Raw genomic sequence first — 22,229 nt, 5'->3', positions numbered from 1 at the left:
AAATAATAGTAAGTGAGACTACAATGAATACGACAAAAATAGAAGAAACGCACACGCCAGAAAGTATTGCAAAATTGTCTGACGAGCAAACACATCGATTGCTAACCACAGCTTTGGGTAGAATATTTCAACACATCGACTTAACTTTTGATGAGATGTATCAAGTGATGCTCATCGTCATGCAAGGCAGATGTAGCGATGCTATGATGGGTGCTATCTTGACAGGACTACGCATGAAAGGCGAATCCATTGACGAGATTACTGCGTCTGCCAGTGCCATGCGTGCACTAGCCGCCAATATTGAACCGCAAAACTGCGATTACTTAGTAGATATCGTTGGTACTGGCGGCGACGGTGCCAATTTGTTCAATGTTTCGACTGCGTCAGCGTTGGTTGTTGCGGCGGCTGGGGCACAAGTTGCCAAGCATGGCAATCGCGGCGTCTCGACTAAATCTGGTAGTTCAGACTTACTTGAGCAGGCAGGCATCAGTCTCGCACTTACACCAGAGCAAGCAAAAGACTGTATCGAAAATCAAGGCATTGGATTCTTGTTCGCGCCTAATCACCATAGCGCCATGCGTTATGCCAACCCTGTGCGCCGTGAGCTAAAAGCGCGTACCATCTTTAATATTTTGGGCCCATTGACCAACCCTGCTGGTACGCCAAACTTAGTTATCGGTGTATTTACTGCGCAATTATGTGAGCCGATTGCCAAGGTCATGAAAAATCTAGGCGCGCGTCATGTCATGGTTGTGGGCGCAAAAGATGGTCTGGATGAAATCAGTCTTGCTACTTCAACCACGGTTGCTGAACTAAAAGATGGCGAGATATCAGTTTATGATCTGATGCCAGAAGATGCTGGTATTGAGTCTCAAACTCTTATGGGTCTCGATGTAGACTCTCCAGCGCAAAGTCTTGAGCTGATTCGTGCTGCGCTATCTGGAACCGATACTCATGATCGTGCAGTTCTTAAGGCTCGGGACATGATTGCTCTAAATGCAGGTGCCGCGATATACACCGCAGGACTTGCCAGCAACTACCCTAACGGTGTTAGCCGAGCACAAAAGGTGATTCAAAATGGCGATGCTTTACTCAAACTTGAGTCTTTGGCCAGCTATACCCAGCAGCTAGTGGCTCAGGGTTAATTTATAAGCATTCATATAATGTGACCCCTGCCAACACTGTTTATTTACATTTAACGATATTCGGATACCAGTATGACCACAACCCATTCAGACATCCCTTCAGTGCTAAAGCGCATTGTTGCAACCAAAATAGAAGAAGTAAAAGCCGCTCGTAAAGCATTATCTCTGGAAGCGTTGCAAGCGCAGGTCGCAGCTGACGATAAACCGCGTCGAGGTTTTGCTGCGGCGTTACGTGCTGCTGGCACTAAAGAAAATGGTATTGGGATTATTGCTGAGATTAAGAAAGCATCACCGTCTAAAGGTATTATCAATCATAACTTTACCCCTGCTCTATTTGCTCAGCAGTATGAGCAAGCAGGTGCTAGCTGTCTGTCTGTATTGACTGACCGTGATTATTTTCAGGGCGACGATAGCTATCTTATTCAGGCGGCTAATACCTCAAGCTTACCGATATTACGTAAAGACTTTATGATTGATGTCTATCAAATATATCAATCCTATCTAATGGGCGCTGACTGTATTCTACTCATTATGGCTTGCCTAGATGATACCCAAGTACAAGAACTGCATGCACTGAGTATTGAGCTTGGTATGGACGTATTGATAGAAGTTCATACCCAGTCTGAGCTTGAGCGAGCGCTTCAATTACCTCGCTCAATGCATAATATTTATGGTATTAATAATCGTGATTTAAATACCTTTGATGTTGACCTGCAAACCACGCTTGATCTGAAAGATATTTTAAACGATGCACTTGCTGCTGATAGCGCTGAGCAACAACCACTTATCGTGACCGAAAGTGGCATTCATAGTGGTGATGATATTCGTCTCATGCTAGATAATGAGATTCAGCACTTTTTGATCGGTGAGCAATTCATGAAAACTGATCACCCAGGGCAAGCGTTACAATCATTACTTGCGGGCGTCGCAGCAGACGGGTAAAGTAACTCCATAATTTAAGCTTTAATAAATACTAGATAGATTGAACAATATGTGTGCTATATACATTGTGCAATCAACCATTCATCAATCAACGATACGTTAACTTTTATGTCAAACTCTCTGTTTTCAAAAGAACTGCAAGACCAGCTCAAAGAACTTAAAGGCCAACTGAGCAAAGGCCGTGATACCAACTCACCTGAAGGTGAGAACCAAAAGCCAACTGAGCCGGTGTCGCTACCGACTCAAAAGCAAGTCAAAAAAACAGTCAAGCAGCTAGATAGTGAACATATCGATGATGATAAAGTCCTATTTATGCAAGCCATGCATGGTGTTAATCAGCTAGAAGATAAAAACGTTCGCTCACCTGCCAGCGCAACCAAAGCAGGTAAGCCTGATGCAGCGACACTATCAAAACGTGCTGCAGCTCAAGGTAGCGAAGCCAGCGATCTAGGGGCTGGCTTGTCAGATATGCAAGCACTACTAAACCCTGTCGCTGCTGAAGCTTACTTGTCTTATAAGCAACCAACACTGCAAAATAAGATCTTTGATCAGCTCAAAAAAGGTAAGCTGCGTTGGTATGATGCGGTAGATATTCATGGCTGTACAATAGAAGAAGCACGAGAAGCGATGACTCAACTATTGAGCCAAGCCAAGCAGAAAAACGAAACTATGGTAAAAATTGTCCATGGCAAAGGCAGCGAAGCGATTTTAAAAACCTGCATCAATGGTTGGTTGCGTCAATTGCCAGAAGTACTAGCGTTCTGCTCCGCCCCACCGAAAGATGGTGGTAATGGCGCTGTGCTGGTACTACTCAAAAAATCTAAAACCGATGGTGAATAGGTTTTACTATCAGTAATAACATACTACATAAAGAGGACTGCCTATTTGCAGTCCTTTTTTTATCACTTACTAATGGTTTGGATAAGGACTGTAGCGATACTTCCTTCAGTAAAAGCTCTCTTTAAGACTCATTCCATCTAATACTAACTTCTCACCTTCTGCTATTGTGTTGACTCGAACACCTTTTGACTAACAAAGCGAAATAACTATGAACATACGGACCATTGAAAACACTAACGAGCTAGAACAACAGATTGCTGCGCTGGTTGCTATTGAACCAAAGTTTGCTCCTGTTCATAAGCAAGTCGGTACACCTAGCCTTAGGCATAACGAGGGCGGGTTTGAACAGTTAATAAGAGCGATGGTTGGTCAACAGTTATCAGTAGCTGCCGCTGCAAGTATCTGGAAACGGTTGGTTGATGCAGAATTGATCACACCGCAAGCAATACATGAAGCAACAGACGATACCTTGAAAGCACAAGGACTGTCTAAGCAAAAAACTCGTTATGTACGCTCTTTAGTTGACCATGATATAGACTTTGTAGCGTTGGAAGCCTTACCCAATAAAGAGGTCGTCGCAACCTTGACAGCTGTGACAGGTATTGGACGTTGGACAGCTGAGATGTATTTATTATTTTCATTAAAACGTGCAGACATACTAGCAGTCGATGATTTAGCCATTAAAGTTGCAGGTATGGAACTATTAGGTCTAGCAGAACGACCAACACCCAAAAAACTTAAAGATTTAACCCAGCACTGGTCACCTTATCGCAGCGCTGCTAGTTTATTGCTCTGGTCATACTATGGCTCATTACGTGATAAAACCGCAGTACCTTTGTAGCTAACTATGTAACTTGTACAGAAAACATCGTTAGCGTTATTTACCACCACTCTTGAGGAAAAAATCTCTTTTAAGGCTGATTCCATATAGAAAAACCAAATTTGCTTTTAGCATGTTTAAATTTACTTTTTCTTAACATATGGCTTTTATGTTTTAGCGCTTTAAGCGCCCCTCTCCGGCTTACTGTTGCAAGAGGAAAACCATGCTGGCTTGGCTTATCATCAGATTTGTCGCTATCTTTCTCGTCCTCATTTTTAGTCATATCAATATTGTTATGATTATTATCATTTTCTATACTGATATTTGCTTCATCGTTATTAGTACTGCTGTTATGGTCTGAGCCATCTTCCTCTGTTTCAGCAGTGCTATTTTCCATATGATGATCAAGCTCAGTTTGATTGACAATCAGCTGCTGCGTAGGTAATGCATGCTCGACTTTATACTCTGAAACCTTCTTTAATACATCGATAAATAAAGTATTTTGTTTGTCGTAGAATTCAATGATACCAACTGCATTAACATAAGCCTGCAACTGAACAACATAGCAATCTTGACGTAACTCTAAAATATTGACCTGATTCCACTCCTGATTGGTCAAATCATGCTCTTTTATAAACTTATCCAAGTCATTGACCATTTTGAAAACTACATTAAGGTCGGCGGTGCGTTTTAGATACAGCAGATGACAGAAACGGAACATATCACGAGAAGTGAAGTTTTCAATTTGCATGGATGAGAAGTCACCGTTGGGTACTGTTACGATGGTGCGCGATAGCGTACGTACACGCGATGAGCGAATACCAATATCAATCACCGTACCTTCATATGTACCAAACTTACAATAGTCACCTATTCGCACAGGCGAATCTGCTACGACGACCACACTACCAACTAGGTTTTCGATGGTCTTTTGTGCACCAAGTGCTAACGCTAAACCACCCACACCCAATGCTGCAATACCAGTCGTTAAATCAAAACCTAAATTGCCAAATATGACAATCACTGCAAATATCAATAGCAGTGCTTTAACAACCTTACGAAGCAATCCCAAAATCGAGACTCGCTCAGTATAGTTCTTTTTATAACTCAGATTGACCGCACGAGTAAATATGGCATCAATCACTCGCAGCAATAGCCATGTCAGCGCTACCCAAGACGCAATATCAGTAAAACGATTGACTGGCTCACGTAGTGTTACCGATACCCCTGCATAGACCATGACTTCAGATAGTATCAATGCCATGACTACAACAGATAGAGGTAATATAACTTTGTTTGGCAATGGCAATGGCGTACCACGTAAACGAGGATATACAATCCTCAATAAATGATATAGCAACCATACTCCTATATAGGTCAATATAAAGCTACTAACAACCATGGTCAGTGCAGCGACTAAGTCGGCGAGCTGATAACCGAAAAGCTTTTTACCTTCTAATGAATCAATAGTATAGCGAGACACCAAAGTTGGTTCAGTGTTCTCTATTACTTCAGGTATCGAGCTGAGCGTATCGCTTGAAAACTGCCAATACTTTTCACCTCTATCAGATACCACTCTTTCGAGTATTAGCGACACATCTTTTTCACCAATGCTAATAACACCTACGTTTTCTTGCTGGGATGGTAGCTGATCGGTCAGATTGCCTTCAGACTCATTACTAATCTGCAAGTCCGGCTGGAAACGGCCACCTGCATCTAGCGCTTGCTTAAATTGCCTTACAATAGTGGTTGGGTTGTCAGACTTCGGTACATTCAAATAGTTACTTGCCAACAAGTAATCATTTTCACTCAATGCACTGATGAACCCCTGTACTGTATGGCGCGGTGTGTCTCGTCCAAATGAATCCGGTCGCGGTGACTCTACTAACTCTTCACTACTACTTTCACTTACACCAAGTGCACCAGGTTCAGCAGCATAAGCGTTGTTTGGCAAAGCAACACTCAATAGCATAGTCAGCAACAACGTTATGACTATAAATGGCATTGTAGCTATAGAGTAGAATGAATTATGCAAAGTATTGGGGGTCAGATTATGCTTGATAGACAAAACAAACCTCTTAGTTTAGAAACGACATGAAAAATAACGAATAATATCTATACTATAGTAACAATTATTTATAACAGCAGTACTTTTGATTGCACAATTTTGTAGCCAACTGTCTCATTACTTGATCTCTTACTTTATAAGTGTGTCCAATAGTAGGTACCTTTAGAGAATAGATATTATGAACAGAATTGAAGAGTTTGTCGTAAAACACTCACATAAAATGATTTTTAGCTTAACTATTCCGTAAGCTAACATGAATAACATTCATCCTATCTTGAATAAATATTAGCTCAAAATAGTTTATAAAGCAGGCTAATTTGTAGATAATGAGCACAGTTTTGCTTATATACTATTTTTTGTAACTTTTGACTATTTTTACGTCACAATAGTTACCCCTCATTTCTGCATTTTTAATTTGATTACTTTGGAATCGACTATGTCTGTATCACGTGCATCTTCACGTACCTATCTTCGTTTAAGTATTTTGAGCGCGCTTGGCCTACTTGCAGTTAATACTACTATGGCAGCCACTCCTGAAAACACTTCCATCAACGATAGTAACCTACCACAAGTTGAGCTTGATGAAATTGTCGTGACAGCCACTCGCACACCTACTAAGACAAGTAATGTAATTGCGCAAACACGAGTAATTAATAAGGAAGAGTTACAACGTTATCAAGGTCAAACCGTAACAGATGTATTAAAGAGTCAACCGGGCATCAACATTACTCAAAGTGGTGGTATGGGAAGTGTTAGTAACTTTTATATGCGCGGTTACGATAGCAAGCAAATACTTGTACTTATTGATGGCATCCGCTATAGCTCTATTTCTCTAGGCACGCCAGCATTAAACTTACTTTCTGCTGATCAAATTGACCGTATCGAAATACTATATGGTGCATCAGGCTCTAGTATATATGGCTCTGACGCTATGGGCGGTGTCATTCAAATATTTACCAAAGGCTCTAACGTCGAGCAAAACAACGTTTCAGTCACGGCCGGAGCAGGGTCTCACAACCTCTATAACTTGGGAGTAAATGGTCAATATACTAATCAAGATACAACGCTTAGCTTAGGCATTAGTCATACTGATACTGATGGTTTCAATGCTGTCGAAACTGGAAGCAATTTCAGTCCAGATGACGATGGATTTGATATGACTTCCGCAAGCCTTGCTGTGACAAAAAAAATCGCACCTAATGTAAAAGCAGGTCTAAGCGCTTTATACAACAAATCAACTTCTGAATTTGATGGATTTGCTGATTGGACAACTGGAGCTGTACATCCTGATGCTCATAGTGATCAGAAAAATGGTTCAGCAACAGCATTTATTGAACACACTAACGATCTTGCTACTACTAAGCTAAGCTATGGTCGTAGTATCGATGAAATCACTACTTATGAAGATGGTAATGATTTAAATAACAGCACTGTTTTTGATACTGAGCAAGACCATGCACGTTTAGAGAGCCAAATTAAAGCAGGTGATGGTCATGCGATTTTGGGACTTGAACACCTAAAGCAAAAGATAGACTCTACTACTGAATACGATGTCGATAGCCGCACTATAAAAAGTGCTTTTATCGGCTATCAATTAGCCGACACGTATTACGACTTGCAAGCTAATTACCGTGTTGATGATAATTCCCAATATGGCAATGAAAGCACCTACAATATAGGTGCTGCTATACGTCCGCTAAAAGGTGTACGTATTGGTACAAGCTATGCCACAGGGTTTCGTGCCCCTACGTTTAACGATTTATACTTCCCAGGCTATGAAAACCCAAACTTAAAACCTGAAACCACTAAGAACACCGAAATATTCGTGGAGTATGTCACTGATAATCAGCTATCACGACTTACTGGTTACCATACTGATGCAGAAAACTTAATAGCATCTGGAGACAATATCGGTGAAGCAAAGATCAAGGGCTTAAGTTTAACGTCAGATTGGCAAATCAATTCTTTCTTATTTGGCTTTGGATATAATTATTTAGACGCAGAAGATAGAAACCCTATAAAACCTGCATTTGGTGAGCCTACTTACGGTAATTACCTCGTTTACCGCCCTAAAAATAGCGGTTCAATTTATGTGGGCTATCAACAGCCAAAGTTTGATGTGCGGTTAGAAGCTAAATATACTGACGAAAGATTTTCCGACGCGGCGAATACGACTAAGTTAGATGATTACACCTTACTAAACTTAAGTGGCTCTGTTTACATTACACCTAATCTTCGTGCTAACTTGCGCGTTGACAATATCACTGACGAAGATTACACGTTATCTAATCAGTTCGGCACAGAATACAGCACTGACGGCACTAACTACTTTACCTCTCTCACTTACAACTGGTACTAAGCTCACTTAGCAGTTAAAAACCTAGCGTTTATCTAAATATAAAAGGTCACCTACAGATGGCCTTTTTTTATACCTACTAAAAATATACAGGTACTTATGCCATGACCGCTTATCATTTATCTCAGTCAATAGGTGACAATTAACCACTCATCTATTACAATAACGACCTCCGAGAGGTGTTGCGCCATAATAGTGATTTACTGCATTAACATTCTAAAGTTATGCAATCACAGGTTATGTTAGGCTCGGTTAACTGTCGAGAGTCCCCATTTTTGGTCGCTCACAGCGCAAACAACGGCACCTGCGTTTTTATTCTTTTTATCATTCGTTAACCACTGATAGGAGCATATTATGGACGCAGTGTCTACTACACCATCTGCCCATACGATCGATCCCTCTTTCACCGACTATAAAGTTGCTGACATCAGCCTTGCTGATTACGGCCGCCGTGAAATTACGCTTGCTGAAGCTGAAATGCCTGCTCTGATGGGCTTGCGTCGTCGCTACGAAGCAGACCAGCCACTTAAAGGCGCGAAAATCGCTGGCTGTATCCACATGACTATTCAGACTGCTGTACTTATCGAGACATTAGTCGCGCTAGGTGCTGAAGTACGCTGGACCTCATGTAACATCTTCTCAACTCAAGACCATGCTGCTGCTGCGATTGCCGCTGCTGGTATCTCTGTTTATGCTTGGAAAGGCGAAACCGAAGAAGAGTATGAATGGTGCCTACGTCAGCAAGTACACGTTGGCGGCGAAGCATCAGGCCAACTTTGGGACGCAAACTTAATCTTGGATGATGGTGGTGATTTAACCGCTCTTATCCATGATGACTATGCTGAGCTTCTTGACAATATCCATGGCATCTCAGAGGAAACCACCACTGGTGTTCACCGTCTGGTTGAAATGCTTGGTAAAGGTACACTTAAAGTACCAGCCATTAACGTCAATGACGCAGTTACCAAATCTAAAAATGACAACAAATACGGTTGCCGTCATAGCTTAAACGATGCGATTAAACGCGCTACTGATATGTTCCTTGCTGGTCGCCGCGCTTTGGTTGTCGGTTATGGCGATGTAGGTAAAGGCTCTACACAAAGCTTACGCCAAGAAGGTATGATCGTACGTGTTTCAGAAGTTGACCCAATCTGTGCTATGCAGGCATGTATGGACGGCTTTGAAGTATTATCACCATACATCGATGGTGACAATACTGGCGGTGCAGACAACATTAACACCCGTTTGCTTGAAGACACTGACTTGATTGTTACCACTACTGGTAATTATCATGTTTGTGACAAACATATGCTAGCAGCACTTAAACCTGGTGCTGTTGTATGTAACATCGGTCACTTTGATACTGAAATTGACACTCAGTTTATGCGTGACAACTGGCGTTGGGTTGAGATCAAACCACAAGTTCATCAAATTTTCCGCTCAGATGATGAAAACGATTATTTGATTTTGCTTGCTGAAGGTCGCCTAGTGAACCTAGGTAACGCGACTGGTCACCCATCACGCGTGATGGACGGCTCATTTGCCAACCAAGTATTGGCTCAAATGTATCTGTTTGAAGAAAAATTCGCTGACTTGCCAGCTGACAAGCGTACTGACAACTTATACGTAAAAGTACTGCCTAAGAAGTTAGACGAAGAAGTGGCTGCTGCGATGGTTGCAGGTTTTAACGGTACCCTAACTAAGCTGACCCAAAAGCAAGCTGAGTATTTAGGTGTGCCAGTTGAAGGTCCATTCAAGCCTGACGCTTATAAATACTAAGAGGAGCCTAACTGTGAGTAAGCCTGCTTTCTCCTTTGAGTTCTTTCCTGCAAAGACCGAGCAAGGTCACGAAAAGCTTCTCAGTACTTATGATGAGTTGAATAAACTGTCACCAGCTTATTTTTCGGTAACTTATGGTGCGGGCGGTTCAACTCGTAGCCGCACCTTAGATATCGTACAAGCACTAAGTGCGCGTGGTAACACTGAAATCGCGCCGCATATGTCTTGTATTGGTGATGATAAAGCTGAAATCGCTGAATTGCTCGAGTATTATAAGACTTTAGGTATTAGACGCTTGGTAGCGCTACGTGGCGACTTGCCATCAGGTCAGGTGGGCATGGGTGAGCTACCATTTGCTGTGGATTTAGTTAGATACATTCGCGAGCATTCAGGTGATCACTTCCACATCGAAGTGGCCTCCTATCCTGAAATGCACCCCCAAGCACGTAGCTTTGAATTTGATATCGACAACTTGGTAAATAAGTACCAAGCTGGTGCCAATGCGTCGATTACCCAGTTTTTCTACAATGCTGACAGCTATCTATACTTGCGTGATAAGCTTGAGAAGCGCGGTATTGACACGGTCGCTCAGCCTTTAGTTGCTGGTATCATGCCAATCACCAACTCAAGTAATCTTTTGCGTTTTGCTGATAGCTGTGGCGCTGATATTCCGCGCTATGTACGCAAGCAGTTGACGGATTTTGGTGATGACCGCAAGGCGATTCGTGAGTTTGGCTTTGATGTGGTTTATCGCTTGTGTGAACGCTTGATCAATGAGGGTGTACCCGCCATGCATTTTTATAGCATGAATAAGGTCGAGCCAAATAAGCGCTTGGTAGAAGCATTGGGTTTGATCGTTTAAACCTCTAAGTATTCTCGGGTAACCTTTAAATATTCTCAAATATATTGTTAATGACTGGCGCTTTTAGAAGTGCCAGTTTTTTATTGTCAAAATTTTGATTAGTGACCCTTTACCGCTTTACTCATACACTCTATCCTATTCGATTTTTTAAAATCTCTTTACTGTGTAAAAATAATTCTCTTAGCGTTATTATCTTTATTAAGAAAAATTCTCATAAAACAAATGTCATTAATCGTTTCAAGTGATATTCTATAGAGTTAATAATAACTATACTCAAACTAATAATAGGAATAAGACCACGTGCGACGTTTTTTTTATACCGTTAATAACGACAATGCTGATGTCTCACCACTACCTAAATTAGGTGAATTATCGCTAGGTAGTAACATCGAAGTAACAGACAGTATCGTACATCATTGGTGCCGTGTATTACGAGCAAACATCGGTGATCAGGGTATACTGTTTGATGGATTTGGCGGTGAATATAAAGTAGAGCTACAGACAATCAGTAAGAAAAACGCCACTGCTACCTTACTTGCACATATAAGCGACGATCGTACGGCACCTACTATCACCCAAATTGGCTTAGTCATGAGCCGCGGTGAGCGTATGGATTATGCTATCCAAAAGGCAACTGAGCTTGGCGTGACTGCCATTCAATTACTCAGCAGCCATCATGGCGAAGTCACATTAAAACCTGCCCAAGTGGAAAAGAAACTGGCGCATTGGCAACAAGTGGCAATTGCCGCTTGTGAACAATGCGGTCTTAATCGCCCACCCCTCATTCTTGCGCCGCAATCTATCAAAGAATGGCTAAGCAATGCGAAAACGGAGATAGCTGTCAGCTCTGTCGTCTCTACGCTTAGTCGTGACCCTTATTATCAAGTGTTAAAAAATGCTGCAAATCTATGTATGCAAATGAGCGTTCCAGCAGCAGGACAACCTGCCACGCCTAACGCTTTATACGATGTTCTCAAACAACAAACCCCTTATATCAAACTCTTGATCGGACCTGAAGGTGGTTTAAATGGTGACGAGTGTAAACAGGCAGAGAGTATTGGCTTTGAGCCTTGGCAGATCGGCACAAGAGTCTTACGTACCGAAACCGCACCAGTGGTAGCGTTAGCTACTTTACATGCTTTGAGTACTTAGGGAAAACTGATAAGTACTAGTATAACTATCGTAGTTTTTGTCTTTTATGCTTATAGTCAAAAATAACGTCTGTTATTCATCGTGCATAGTAAAACGCGATGCCAACTCAATATCAGTAAATTGACAATACAGTTCTTATTTTTATAAGTCCTTATCTTTTGTGAGCCACTATTATGAGTAATTGTGACACTATTCCAGTATCAATCAAGCAGCAGTTGATGAGCACACTTTGTGAACAGCTTGAGGACGCCATATTTGTATTGGATGATAACTTACGTTATTTAACAGTCAACGCCAGTTATGAGCTTATGATTGGCTATAAAGAAGAGTTCTTAGTCGGTCGACCACTTGGTATTTATGCTGCTGAGTTTTTATCGGACGCAGAGCAGCTGATTTTAAAAGATATTAGCAATAACTTAGACAGTCATGGCTTTTACGAGCTTGATTTTTCAATGGTCAATCGTTATGGCGAACCGATTGACTGCCATGTCACTTATCGCAAGATTTATGTTGAGCAGAAGGCTTATCATGTTGGTATGTTACGAGACATGTCGTCCGTCATCAAAGACCAAAAACAGGTCGCACATTTACTCAACTACGACCAAATCACAGGCCTTCCCAACCGCAAAGTATTTTTGAGTCAGACGAGTGACACGCTATTAGATAGTTACCAAGAAATCGTTCTCGTACGCTTAAATATTGACCGTTATCGCAATCTTGCCAGCCTACTAGGGCCTGATGGTGCTAATGATTTGATAAAAAACTTTGTGAAAGAAGTAGAGACTCTCAAATTACATAACTTACGCTCTTTTTCTCACTTTGGTGGTGATGATTTTGCGCTATTATTTGAAGTTAAAGATGCCAATATGGTGCGTCATCAACTAGACACGCTTATGCAAATGTGTGAACGACCCTTCTTTACTGATAAAAATCATGCAACAGATGCAAATATTTACTACCATATCTCTGTGGGTGTGAGCTGTTTTCCAAAAGACGATAACGAAGTAACCGGTTTATTAACCAAAGCAGAAAAAGCACTGGACTATGTCAAACAGCATGGTGGCGATGATATTCGCTGGTACGATAAAGCCATCGAAAGTGCTACTGCTGGTAGCTTAGAACTAGAGTCTGAGCTTAGAGTTGCTACTACAGAAGGCCAATTTATTCCTTATTACCAGCCAAAATTCTCATTAGAGACTGGCGCTATTACAGGTTTTGAAGCATTGGTACGTTGGCAACACCCTACTCGTGGATTGCTTAAACCCGTCCATTTTATCAATGCCATTATCGCGCACAAGCTATCCTTTGATTTGTTTTCACAACTGGCCATTAAAATTGTCAAACAACTATCCGTTTGGCAACAGCAAGGGTTTCATCAACACGTCTGTATCAATGCTGATGCGGCTGAGTTTAGCCACCCTGATTTCTTTGATATGGTAAGCACACTATTGACAGAGAATGGCGTTGCTGCACAGCAGTTGCATATTGAAGTGACCGAATCGTCTTTGATTCAGCGTCATGACAATGTAAAAAAACAGCTCAACTCACTTAGAGAACTTGGCGTACGTCTAGCGCTAGATGATTTCGGTACTGGTTATGCATCGTTGAGCTACTTACAAGAATACCCCTTTGATTTTATCAAGATCGACAAGAGCTTCATCTCCAATATTGAAACTGATCGTACCCAGCACGCGATTGTAAAAGCTATTTTAGACTTAGCCGCCGCTTTAGACATGCAAGTCGTGGCTGAAGGTATTGAAACTGAGCAGCAGCGTGATGTGTTACTAGATATGGGTTGTAAAAATGGTCAAGGTTATTGGTTTAGTAAACCCGTGGCGGCTGATGTTGCCACTGAAATTCTGATTAAGCAGAACACTTCTGAGTAAACGCTAGGCTGCTAATTATAAACTACTATGTTAAGACTCATAGAATAGAAGCCTATTTGACGTTTATCACCTTTATATATGTGACATTACCTGCACACATGTAGGTTCTACTAAATGGCGTTGTCATTTAGACTGGTGCGTTTGTCATTCTGGCGAACGCTATTTTTTTGGCTGTCATTTTTCATGTTAATACTGGTCATATAAAGGACTACCCATCTTAGTATCATTAAATTTTTCATAAGCTTAATGCTGCTGTCTCCTAGCGCCTAACGTTGATTGCATAACCGATGCAAGATAGGTTCATGACTTATCAGTCCTGTCACCAAACTTGTATAATCACCTGTGAAAGCCTATCTTTTATAGTGAATTTGTTAGAGTACATTTAATCTCTTATTGGCTCTGACGATCACCACTCTTTTCAATACTATTTTATGTAATCGATGGCATGGTTGACCTACTTTACTGTTTATCATTTATTTAGATTTTCAGATTGGCTAGGTAAGAATAACGCACTAGAGGATAGTGCGACCATATGCTCATTATTGGCTATGATCGATTACATTCCAAAAAGGACAGGAAGTTATGCAATACAAAGCGCCCTTACGTGATATCCAATTCGTTATGCATGAACTACTCGATAGCGAAAGCCATTACAAAACTTTGCCTGCGTTCCAAGAAGCTGACCGTGAGCTAATGGACAGCCTGTTTGAGATGGCTGCAAGCTTTGCTGAAAACGAACTGTCACCATTGAACCAAAGCGGTGATGCTGAAGGTTGTAAGTTTGATAACGGTAAAGTTACCACGCCAAAAGGCTTCAAAGAAGCTTATGACGCGTATTGTGAGCTTGGCTTCCCGGCTTTGTCTGCTGAAGAAGATTTTGGCGGTCAAAACATGCCGTTCTCATTGTCTTCTGTCATTAACGAGATGGTCGGTACAGCTAACTGGTCATTCTCTATGTACCCAGGCCTATCACACGGTGCTATCCAAACCATCGAGCATCATGGTACTGATGAGCAAAAAGAAACTTATCTAGAGAAAATGGTCACTGGCGAATGGTCAGGTACTATGTGTCTTACTGAAGCACATGCGGGTTCTGACTTAGGTATTATCCGTACTAAAGCTGAGCCTAAAGAAGATGGTAGTTATAGCATCACAGGTCAAAAGATTTTCATCTCTGCAGGTGAGCATGACCTAACCAGCAACATCATCCATATCGTTTTGGCTCGTCTACCAGGCGCACCTGCTGGCACCAAAGGTATCTCACTGTTTATCGTTCCTAAAATGACGGTCAACGAAGATGGTAGCGTTGGCGAAAGCAACAATGTCGTTTGTGGTTCTATCGAGCACAAAATGGGTATCAAAGCCTCTGCAACTTGTGTCATGAACTTCGATGGCGCAACAGGTTACTTGATTGGACCTGAAAACCGCGGCCTACAGTGCATGTTCACTTTCATGAACGTGGCACGTATCGGTACTGCCGTACAAGGTTTGACTGCAGCAGAGTATGCATTCCAAGGTTCATTGACTTATGCAAAAGACCGCTTAGCAATGCGCGCGCTTTCAGGTACAAAAGCACCAGAAAAAGTGGCTGATCCTATTATTGTACATCCAGCTGTTCGTAACATGCTATTGACTGAAAAAGCCTTTGCGGAAGGTGGTCGTGCGCTAGTGTATTATCTCTCTCACTTTGCAGATACCGTCGCAAAAGGCGAAGGCGAAGCACTGAAGTTTGCTGACCAAATGTTGTCACTATTGACACCCATTGCTAAAGCATTCTTGACTGAAACAGGTCTAGAAGCTGCTAACCACGGCGTACAGGTTTATGGTGGTCATGGTTTCGTTAGCGAATGGGGTATGGAGCAGAACGTACGTGATACGCGCATTTCTTGCTTATACGAAGGTACTACAGAGATTCAGGCGCTTGACTTACTAGGCCGTAAAGTCCTAGGTTCACAAGGTAAGCTGCTTGCCAACTTTGTAAATGTTATTCAAGAATTCTGTGAAGAAAACAAAGAAAATGACGAGATGGGTCAGTTCATTCGCCCGCTTGCCAAGCATCTTAAAGAATGGGGCGATTTGACTGCACGTATCGGTATGCAAGCAACTGAAACTCCAGAAGCTGTCGGCGGCGCGGCGGTAGACTACATGTATTTCAGTGGTTATGTCACCCTAGCCTACTTATGGGCGCGCATGGCACTGGTTGCTCAAACTGCTATCGCAAACGGTACTGGCGAAAAAGCATTCTATGACGCTAAAGTTAAGACGGCTCAGTTCTACTTCGCTAAGCTATTGCCACGTACTACTACGCACGTACAGCGTATCAGCACTGGTGTAGAGCCATACATGAGCATGGATGTTGATCAGTTTGCCTTTTAATTAAAGCGCTGAAGTTCGTAAAAATATAATTTTAAGCGGCAACATACTTCGGTGTGTTGCCGTTTTTTATGTATATTAGAGCGTGTTTTCAATTCATTCAAGAGTCACCTAAATAGACTAGAAATGAGATAAAGACACGCCCTAATGATGACTATAAAAATATTTTTAACAGGAGCAATTGTATATAAGCTCTATCCCATCTACCTTCTCACATTCTAGCTATCAATAAAGCGTCTATAAGCACTTCAATAGCCGCTGCTAACTTTTGGTGTACGCACAATTCACGAAGAAATACACTCGCTCACAAGCTTATTTGTTAAACTTTGGTTATTAATCGCTAAGGTTATACCAAGAGAACAGTTGATAATCTTAACAACTTCAATTTTAATTATTTGAACCAAAGGAATGTTTATGGCTGTTTATAATGCCCCTCTTAATGACATGCGCTTTATCTTAAATGACGTATTCAAGGCACCAGAGTTTTGGCAAAACAATGAAAACTTGGCTCATGTCGACACAGAAACTGTCGATATGATTCTAGAAGAAATGGGAAAACTGTCAAAAAACGTTCTATTGCCTATTAACCGTAGCGGTGATGAAGAAGGCGCAACTTTTGAAGGTGATGGCGTCGTTACTACGCCAACAGGATTTAAAGAAGCTTACAAACAGTTTGCTGAATCAGGTTGGGTTGGCTTAAGCGGTAACGCTGAATACGGTGGTCAAGGCTTCCCTAAAATGGTGACCATGCTCACCGAAGAGATGGTTTTCACTGCCAACCAATCATTTGCCTTGTATCCAAACCTAACCGTTGGTGCAACGCTTTGTCTAAACGCAGCTGGTTCTGAAGAACAAAAGCAAACCTATCTAGAAAAAATGTACAACGGCGAATGGGCTGGCACCATGTGCTTGACAGAGCCGCATGCTGGTACTGATTTGGGTATCATTAAAACCAAAGCCGTGCCTAATGATGATGGTAGCTATGACATTTCTGGCACCAAAATCTTTATCACTGGTGGTGAGCATGACCTTACAGACAACATCATTCATTTGGTACTAGCAAAAACACCAAATGCACCAGAAGGCTCAAAAGGCATCTCGCTGTTTGTCGTGCCAAAATTCTTGGTCAATGCAGATGGTAGTTTGGGCGAACGTAATACGTTAGCTGTGGGCTCTATCGAACACAAAATGGGTATCAAAGCCTCTGCGACTTGTGTCATGAACTTTGACGATGCTAAAGGCTGGATGGTTGGCGCGGAAAACACTGGTCTATCATCAATGTTTATTATGATGAACTATGAGCGCGTCACGATGGGCTTGCAAGGCCTTGGTGGTTCTGAGCTGGCCTATCAGAATGCAGCGTTATATGCCAATGACCGTGGTCAAGGCCGTAGTGATACGCAATTGCAAAGCCCAGAAAAGCCTGCTGACGCCATCATTCATCATGCTGATGTCCGTCGTATGCTATTGAACGCCAAAGTAAATACTGAAGCGTCTCGCTGCTTTGCTATGTACGTTGCCAAAAATCTTGATGAAGAGAAATTTAGTACCGACCCTGAGTCAGCTAAAGCGGCTGCGGCTCGTGTCGCCCTACTGACGCCAGTTGCAAAAGCATTCTTGACTGACAAAGCATTAGAAGCAACGGTTGATTGCCAACAAGTCTTTGGTGGTCACGGCTATATCCGCGAATGGGGTATGGAGCAGATCGTTCGTGATACGCGTATTGCGCAAATTTATGAAGGTACCAATGGCATTCAGGCACTTGACTTACTAGGCCGTAAAGTTGCTCGCAATAATGGCAAATACGTCACCCACTTCTTAGGTGAGATTCGTGACTTTGTCAGCAACATGCAAGCAGACCATGCTATCAAGCAAGCTACTTTGAATGCAGCAGATACTATTGAAGAGCTAACTACCACTGTGCTTAACAATATCGGCGAACGCAAAAACGAAATCAATGGCTGTGCTGTTGACTACATGCATGCTTTTGGCTACCTCGCCTACTCTTACATGTTTGCATTGATGGTAGAAGCTGCTAATGGTAAAGATGGTGAGTTTTATACCAATAAAGCCAAACTTGCAGATTATTTCGTCGGCCGTGTCCTACCGCGTATTGATGCTCATGCACAGATGGTTAAAGCTGGTAGTGACCCAATGATGAACTTTGACCTTGCTTATTTCGACGTTCCTGCGAGCTAAGCTCATGGCAAAGCTAACCTAAAATATCTTGATTAAAAGGACAGTCATGTTACTGTCCTTTTTTTTGTCAAAATAACTGCTAACAAAATAATTCAATATCAATCGGCAGTTCCGATTAAAATAATACAAGATGTCGCTCGACTACAATTGAACGATTGGCAACTATTTCTATGGTAACCACTTATACCGACTTAAATAATAAAAACGATTGAAACAACAATAATAAAGGGTGCGACGTGTCAGAATTGAAACGCATTTTACAACAGATTACCGCCTTGAGCGACGTGCCAGATCCTGCGGTACTCAAACGCTTGATTGATGAACTACGAGTCAGTGATAAAGAACCTGCTTTGGCCAATGAAAAAATTCAAGCCCTCATTGATATCATCCATCAGCATCCAGAATATGGGGACGGTCTATCTAGTTTTGTGCTAAAACTGATTATTCAATATCGACAAATTGCCCTGTATACCGATACTGGCATCATGTCCGATCAAGGATTTTTTAACAGTTTACGCCGTTTGATTGGGCACCGATTTTTACCATTATTGCCACAAGATGACTCTGTCGTTGAACTAATAGGATATCTGTTTAATAAACGCTCTGATGAACGCTGGCTGGCCAATATTGAAACAGAGAAATGGGATAAGTTGGTTGAATTGGTTCGCGTAGAAGAGAAACATTTAAATCTCGTCGCTACCGCGAAGAATAGTATTTTAAACGCGATTATCATTCTATCTTATCGCATCAGTGGTATCGGCTTACATCCTGATTTGATGGAATCGTATCCACAAATGCTGAACTACTCAGCGTCTTTTGTGGCACAAAATCAAGAAGCCGTGCTATTCGTTAATCAATATCGTCAAGCGCATGAGCTTGATACATTGACAGATATTACTCCAGAGCAAGCAGTCGATCCGGCGCCACTATTGGTGATGCTTGAACAGTGTGAGGATATCGTTGCGACTGTACGTAAGCGAATTTATAAGACAGGTATTTCTATTCGTTTAACCAATATGATGCTGCGTCTAGATCAAAGTTTGCAGCGTATGCGGATTTTGACTGAGCTGGTCACAGATGACAACCAACGGCGCGATCGTGCCGTTATCGAGCTGATACAAGCGCTCATTACTACTGCCAATCGTCGCTATAGTATCGGTTATTTGATTGATAACAATACCAAACTACTCTCTCGTAAAGTCACGGAAAATGCCAGTCGCGTCGGCGAACATTATATCAGCACCGATAAATCGGGCTACCAAAAAATGTTCAAAAAAGCCTCTATTGGTGGCTTTTTCATTGCATTTATGGCAACCATAAAAATACTGGCTTATCACTTAGCGCTCGCCCCTATGGGTCGCGCGTTCATCAACAGTATGATCTATGGCTTGGGCTTTGTATTCATTCATGTCATTCGCGGTACAGTAGCGACCAAGCAGCCCGCCATGACTGCTGCTGCCATTGCCTCTACCATATCTGAAGGTTCTGGTAAAAAATCGCATCAGTTGACTAAGCTATCAGAACTGGTCGTCGATATATTACGTACCCAGTTTATCGCTATCATGGGTAACGTCATGCTCGCTGTACCAGTCGCTTTGATTATATCCTTTGCTTGGCTGCAATATACTGGTGCGCCAATGATTGATACCGAAAAGGCAGGACACTTACTACATGATCTTGACCCATTCAACTCATTAGCACTTCCCCACGCTGCCATTGCTGGGGTTTACCTGTTCTTATCTGGTTTGATTGCAGGCTACTACGACAACTTAGCAGTTTATAATAACGTAGGTGCGCGTATACAACGTCACAAATTGCTAAAATATATATTGCCTAGCTCGTGGCTTCAGCGCTTAGGCGGCTTTATAGAGGCCAACTTGGGCGCTATCATGGGAAATTTCTTATTCGGGGTTTTCTTGGGTAGTACCGCGACTATTGGCTATATCTTTGGCTTACCAATTGATATTCGTCATATTGCTTTTGCCTCAGCAAACTTGGCGCATGGATTGTTCAATATATCTGCTGATGATATAAGTTGGAGCCTCATTCTGATTTCTATACTTGGCGTAGCACTTATTGGTCTGGTTAACTTAATCGTTAGCTTTTCGCTGGCACTGTTTGTTGCCCTGCGTTCTAAAGAAGTTCGCTTCTTTGAATGGAGTCGTCTCACAAGATTGGTGTTTGGTCATATCATTAGTCATCCGTCTGACTTTTTCTGGCCTCGTGACAAACCAATGGACTATGCGCGTATCGATAGCCAGGGTCATATGATATTCGATGATACATCAGCACAGAAAAATGGAAAATCTATACCCACTAATTATGTAGTAAGGCGTCTGTCTGATGTCAGAATACTACCTGAGTCTAAGCATGCTGATGCGCAAAGCTCAAAGACAAACACAGACATAAACTATGAAAAGCAACCAACAGATGAGCACACGCAGCCGTACAACTCTCCTGATAAAGTGATGGATTTGGACGATGGCTTAGTCGATGAAGAGCTAAATAGCGTTCCTTATACTGATGATATCCAATACGACAAAGCTACCAAAACGATAAATGAGATTGATAGCGACTTTGCTAATGATGAATCCGATCACCATACCGACTCTGATGATAAACAGAATGGTGACGCAAAAACACCTTTGCCAAAGCCTAAAAAGCCACCAAAGTTACCTAATTAAATGGGTAGTTATGGTGGCTTTAGGTTTGGTCAGCCATTGATGACGTTGTTAACAAAGTTATCGACAATACTCTTCCAATAATTGTTTAGCAGTTACCGCCTAAACTTTCAGAAACTACTAACTTAGCCATTTTTATAGAACAACTGTCTTTTTCTAACGAGAAAATCTCGTCCCACATAATCAGAACACTTCTACTTAATGGAGTCGCTATACTCATGTTTTATTTACAAAGCATGAGTATTTTTTTGTGTCACAGACTATTTATTACTGATATAGCCATATAGAAAATATCAACAGTATTAGCATGGCACCAATATTGTCAAGCAATGTTCGGTCGAACAACTGACGTTTTCTTATAATACGTGAGATCTATACTGACTCTCATTATATATTTGCTGTGCAAGAAATTAAGAATTGCGGTTTTGCTTACTATTAAATTAAACTTATGTAGGTTATTATAGTATAACTACTGTTAGTTAATGTTACTAACTTAAAACAAAAACTTTTCTAAATAGAAAAACTTTCTTAACTTATAAGAAAGTTTAATAGGGACACCTAATGGCACAAGCAACGCAACTCATCTTGCAAAAGAATAATGTCAACTTGATCAATCAAGTATTAAATAGCAACCAACCTACGAAAATAGCTGCTGAAGAAGGTATGCAGATTTCTTTAGTAGATGCTAAGACAGGCCAACCCGCTAAAAAATTACAAGCTAAGAAAGTGGCGGATGATCTACTGATTGCAGATGAAAATGGTGAGGCATTGCTCACTATTGAGGATTATTACCTAACTGATAATGTTGCACTCGGCACAGTTAGTGATGTAGGTTTTGTTGAATTTGATTATGTGAGTACTGAAACAGGCACAACGACACAAGTAGCTTCAGAAACTTCCTATACAACGCTTGTATCGGAGATGCTAGGTGATGCTTCATTGATTGGCGGTATCAGCAATAGTGTCTTATTGGGTTCAATTGGCGCTGCCGCCTTAGGAGTAGCAGCTATAAGCAGCGGTTCAAGCGATAGTTCATCAAAACCACCTGCTAACGAACTGCCTGTCTCTAAAGACTCAATTATCACCGCCACAGAAGATACCGTAGCGACGGGTCAATTAGAAGCAG

Annotated in this window: 14 protein-coding genes; 13 read left to right on the top strand and 1 reads right to left on the bottom strand. The window is 41.7% G+C overall.

Annotated features, from left to right (window positions below; all coding sequences use genetic code 11):
* Positions 1 to 23: 23 nt before the first annotated feature.
* The 4 genes from trpD to ACT3QR_RS07620 all read left to right on the top strand — a co-directional run bounded on the left by trpD (position 24) and on the right by ACT3QR_RS07620 (position 3,768).
* A complete protein-coding gene (trpD, locus tag ACT3QR_RS07635; protein ID WP_444520751.1) occupies positions 24 to 1,145 on the top strand; it encodes an anthranilate phosphoribosyltransferase in 1,122 nt (373 codons plus the stop codon).
* Positions 1,146 to 1,217: 72 nt separating this feature from the next.
* A complete protein-coding gene (trpC, locus tag ACT3QR_RS07630; protein WP_444520750.1) occupies positions 1,218 to 2,087 on the top strand; it encodes an indole-3-glycerol phosphate synthase TrpC in 870 nt (289 codons plus the stop codon).
* 108 nt (positions 2,088 to 2,195) lie between these two features.
* Positions 2,196 to 2,927: a Smr/MutS family protein gene (locus tag ACT3QR_RS07625; protein ID WP_444520749.1), complete on the top strand. Its 732-nt coding sequence runs from the start codon at positions 2,196 to 2,198 to the stop codon at positions 2,925 to 2,927.
* Between the two features lie 208 nt (positions 2,928 to 3,135).
* The gene (locus tag ACT3QR_RS07620; RefSeq protein ID WP_444520748.1) at positions 3,136 to 3,768 is read left to right on the top strand and encodes a DNA-3-methyladenine glycosylase family protein; all 633 of its coding nucleotides are present in this window, start codon (positions 3,136 to 3,138) and stop codon (positions 3,766 to 3,768) included.
* Between the two features lie 70 nt (positions 3,769 to 3,838).
* Here ACT3QR_RS07620 and ACT3QR_RS07615 read toward each other — a convergent pair whose 3' ends face one another.
* A complete protein-coding gene (locus ACT3QR_RS07615; protein ID WP_444520747.1) occupies positions 3,839 to 5,752 on the bottom strand; it encodes a mechanosensitive ion channel family protein in 1,914 nt (637 codons plus the stop codon).
* Positions 5,753 to 6,251: 499 nt separating this feature from the next.
* On the opposite strand from ACT3QR_RS07615, the gene ACT3QR_RS07610 reads away from it, so the two are divergent.
* From ACT3QR_RS07610 to ACT3QR_RS07570, 9 genes are all read left to right on the top strand, one after another.
* Entirely contained in the window at positions 6,252 to 8,174 is a 1,923-nt protein-coding gene (locus ACT3QR_RS07610) for a TonB-dependent receptor plug domain-containing protein (protein WP_444520746.1), read from the top strand.
* Between the two features lie 351 nt (positions 8,175 to 8,525).
* On the top strand, positions 8,526 to 9,950 hold the full coding sequence (gene ahcY / locus ACT3QR_RS07605) for an adenosylhomocysteinase (RefSeq protein ID WP_444520745.1): 1,425 nt from the start codon (positions 8,526 to 8,528) through the stop codon (positions 9,948 to 9,950).
* Between the two features lie 13 nt (positions 9,951 to 9,963).
* Positions 9,964 to 10,812, top strand: a complete 849-nt coding sequence (gene metF / locus ACT3QR_RS07600; RefSeq protein WP_444520744.1) for a methylenetetrahydrofolate reductase [NAD(P)H] — start codon at positions 9,964 to 9,966, stop codon at positions 10,810 to 10,812.
* Positions 10,813 to 11,112: 300 nt separating this feature from the next.
* Positions 11,113 to 11,964: a 16S rRNA (uracil(1498)-N(3))-methyltransferase gene (locus tag ACT3QR_RS07595; RefSeq protein WP_444520743.1), complete on the top strand. Its 852-nt coding sequence runs from the start codon at positions 11,113 to 11,115 to the stop codon at positions 11,962 to 11,964.
* A 173-nt stretch (positions 11,965 to 12,137) separates the two neighbouring features.
* Positions 12,138 to 13,850 (top strand): putative bifunctional diguanylate cyclase/phosphodiesterase, encoded by a 1,713-nt coding sequence (locus ACT3QR_RS07590; protein WP_444520742.1) that lies wholly within the window; start codon positions 12,138 to 12,140, stop codon positions 13,848 to 13,850.
* A 582-nt stretch (positions 13,851 to 14,432) separates the two neighbouring features.
* Positions 14,433 to 16,226: an acyl-CoA dehydrogenase C-terminal domain-containing protein gene (locus ACT3QR_RS07585; protein ID WP_444520741.1), complete on the top strand. Its 1,794-nt coding sequence runs from the start codon at positions 14,433 to 14,435 to the stop codon at positions 16,224 to 16,226.
* Between the two features lie 411 nt (positions 16,227 to 16,637).
* On the top strand, positions 16,638 to 18,422 hold the full coding sequence (locus ACT3QR_RS07580) for an acyl-CoA dehydrogenase C-terminal domain-containing protein (RefSeq protein WP_444520740.1): 1,785 nt from the start codon (positions 16,638 to 16,640) through the stop codon (positions 18,420 to 18,422).
* A gap of 236 nt (positions 18,423 to 18,658) precedes the next feature.
* Positions 18,659 to 21,106: a site-specific recombinase gene (locus ACT3QR_RS07575; protein WP_444520739.1), complete on the top strand. Its 2,448-nt coding sequence runs from the start codon at positions 18,659 to 18,661 to the stop codon at positions 21,104 to 21,106.
* A gap of 558 nt (positions 21,107 to 21,664) precedes the next feature.
* Positions 21,665 to 22,229, top strand: a 565-nt coding sequence (locus ACT3QR_RS07570; protein ID WP_444520738.1) for a hypothetical protein, incomplete at its 3' end; no start/stop codon positions are given.

This window comes from Psychrobacter sp. AOP7-B1-25, from assembly GCF_052376195.1.
In the GTDB taxonomy this organism is placed as follows: Bacteria; Pseudomonadota; Gammaproteobacteria; order Pseudomonadales; family Moraxellaceae; genus Psychrobacter.
This window is presented reverse-complemented; position numbering and strand designations above follow the sequence as displayed.

What these genes read in the sequence shown, in the direction of transcription:
- ACT3QR_RS07610 (WP_444520746.1), top strand. Translation starts at nt 6,252, where the DNA reads ATGTCTGTATCACGTGCATCTTCACGTACCTATCTTCGTTTAAGTATT.
- ACT3QR_RS07580 (WP_444520740.1), top strand. Translation starts at nt 16,638, where the DNA reads ATGGCTGTTTATAATGCCCCTCTTAATGACATGCGCTTTATCTTAAAT.
- ACT3QR_RS07620 (WP_444520748.1), top strand. Translation starts at nt 3,136, where the DNA reads ATGAACATACGGACCATTGAAAACACTAACGAGCTAGAACAACAGATT.
- trpD (WP_444520751.1), top strand. Translation starts at nt 24, where the DNA reads ATGAATACGACAAAAATAGAAGAAACGCACACGCCAGAAAGTATTGCA.
- ACT3QR_RS07615 (WP_444520747.1), bottom strand. Translation starts at nt 5,752, where the DNA reads ATGCCATTTATAGTCATAACGTTGTTGCTGACTATGCTATTGAGTGTT.
- ahcY (WP_444520745.1), top strand. Translation starts at nt 8,526, where the DNA reads ATGGACGCAGTGTCTACTACACCATCTGCCCATACGATCGATCCCTCT.
- ACT3QR_RS07590 (WP_444520742.1), top strand. Translation starts at nt 12,138, where the DNA reads ATGAGTAATTGTGACACTATTCCAGTATCAATCAAGCAGCAGTTGATG.
- ACT3QR_RS07625 (WP_444520749.1), top strand. Translation starts at nt 2,196, where the DNA reads ATGTCAAACTCTCTGTTTTCAAAAGAACTGCAAGACCAGCTCAAAGAA.
- ACT3QR_RS07585 (WP_444520741.1), top strand. Translation starts at nt 14,433, where the DNA reads ATGCAATACAAAGCGCCCTTACGTGATATCCAATTCGTTATGCATGAA.
- trpC (WP_444520750.1), top strand. Translation starts at nt 1,218, where the DNA reads ATGACCACAACCCATTCAGACATCCCTTCAGTGCTAAAGCGCATTGTT.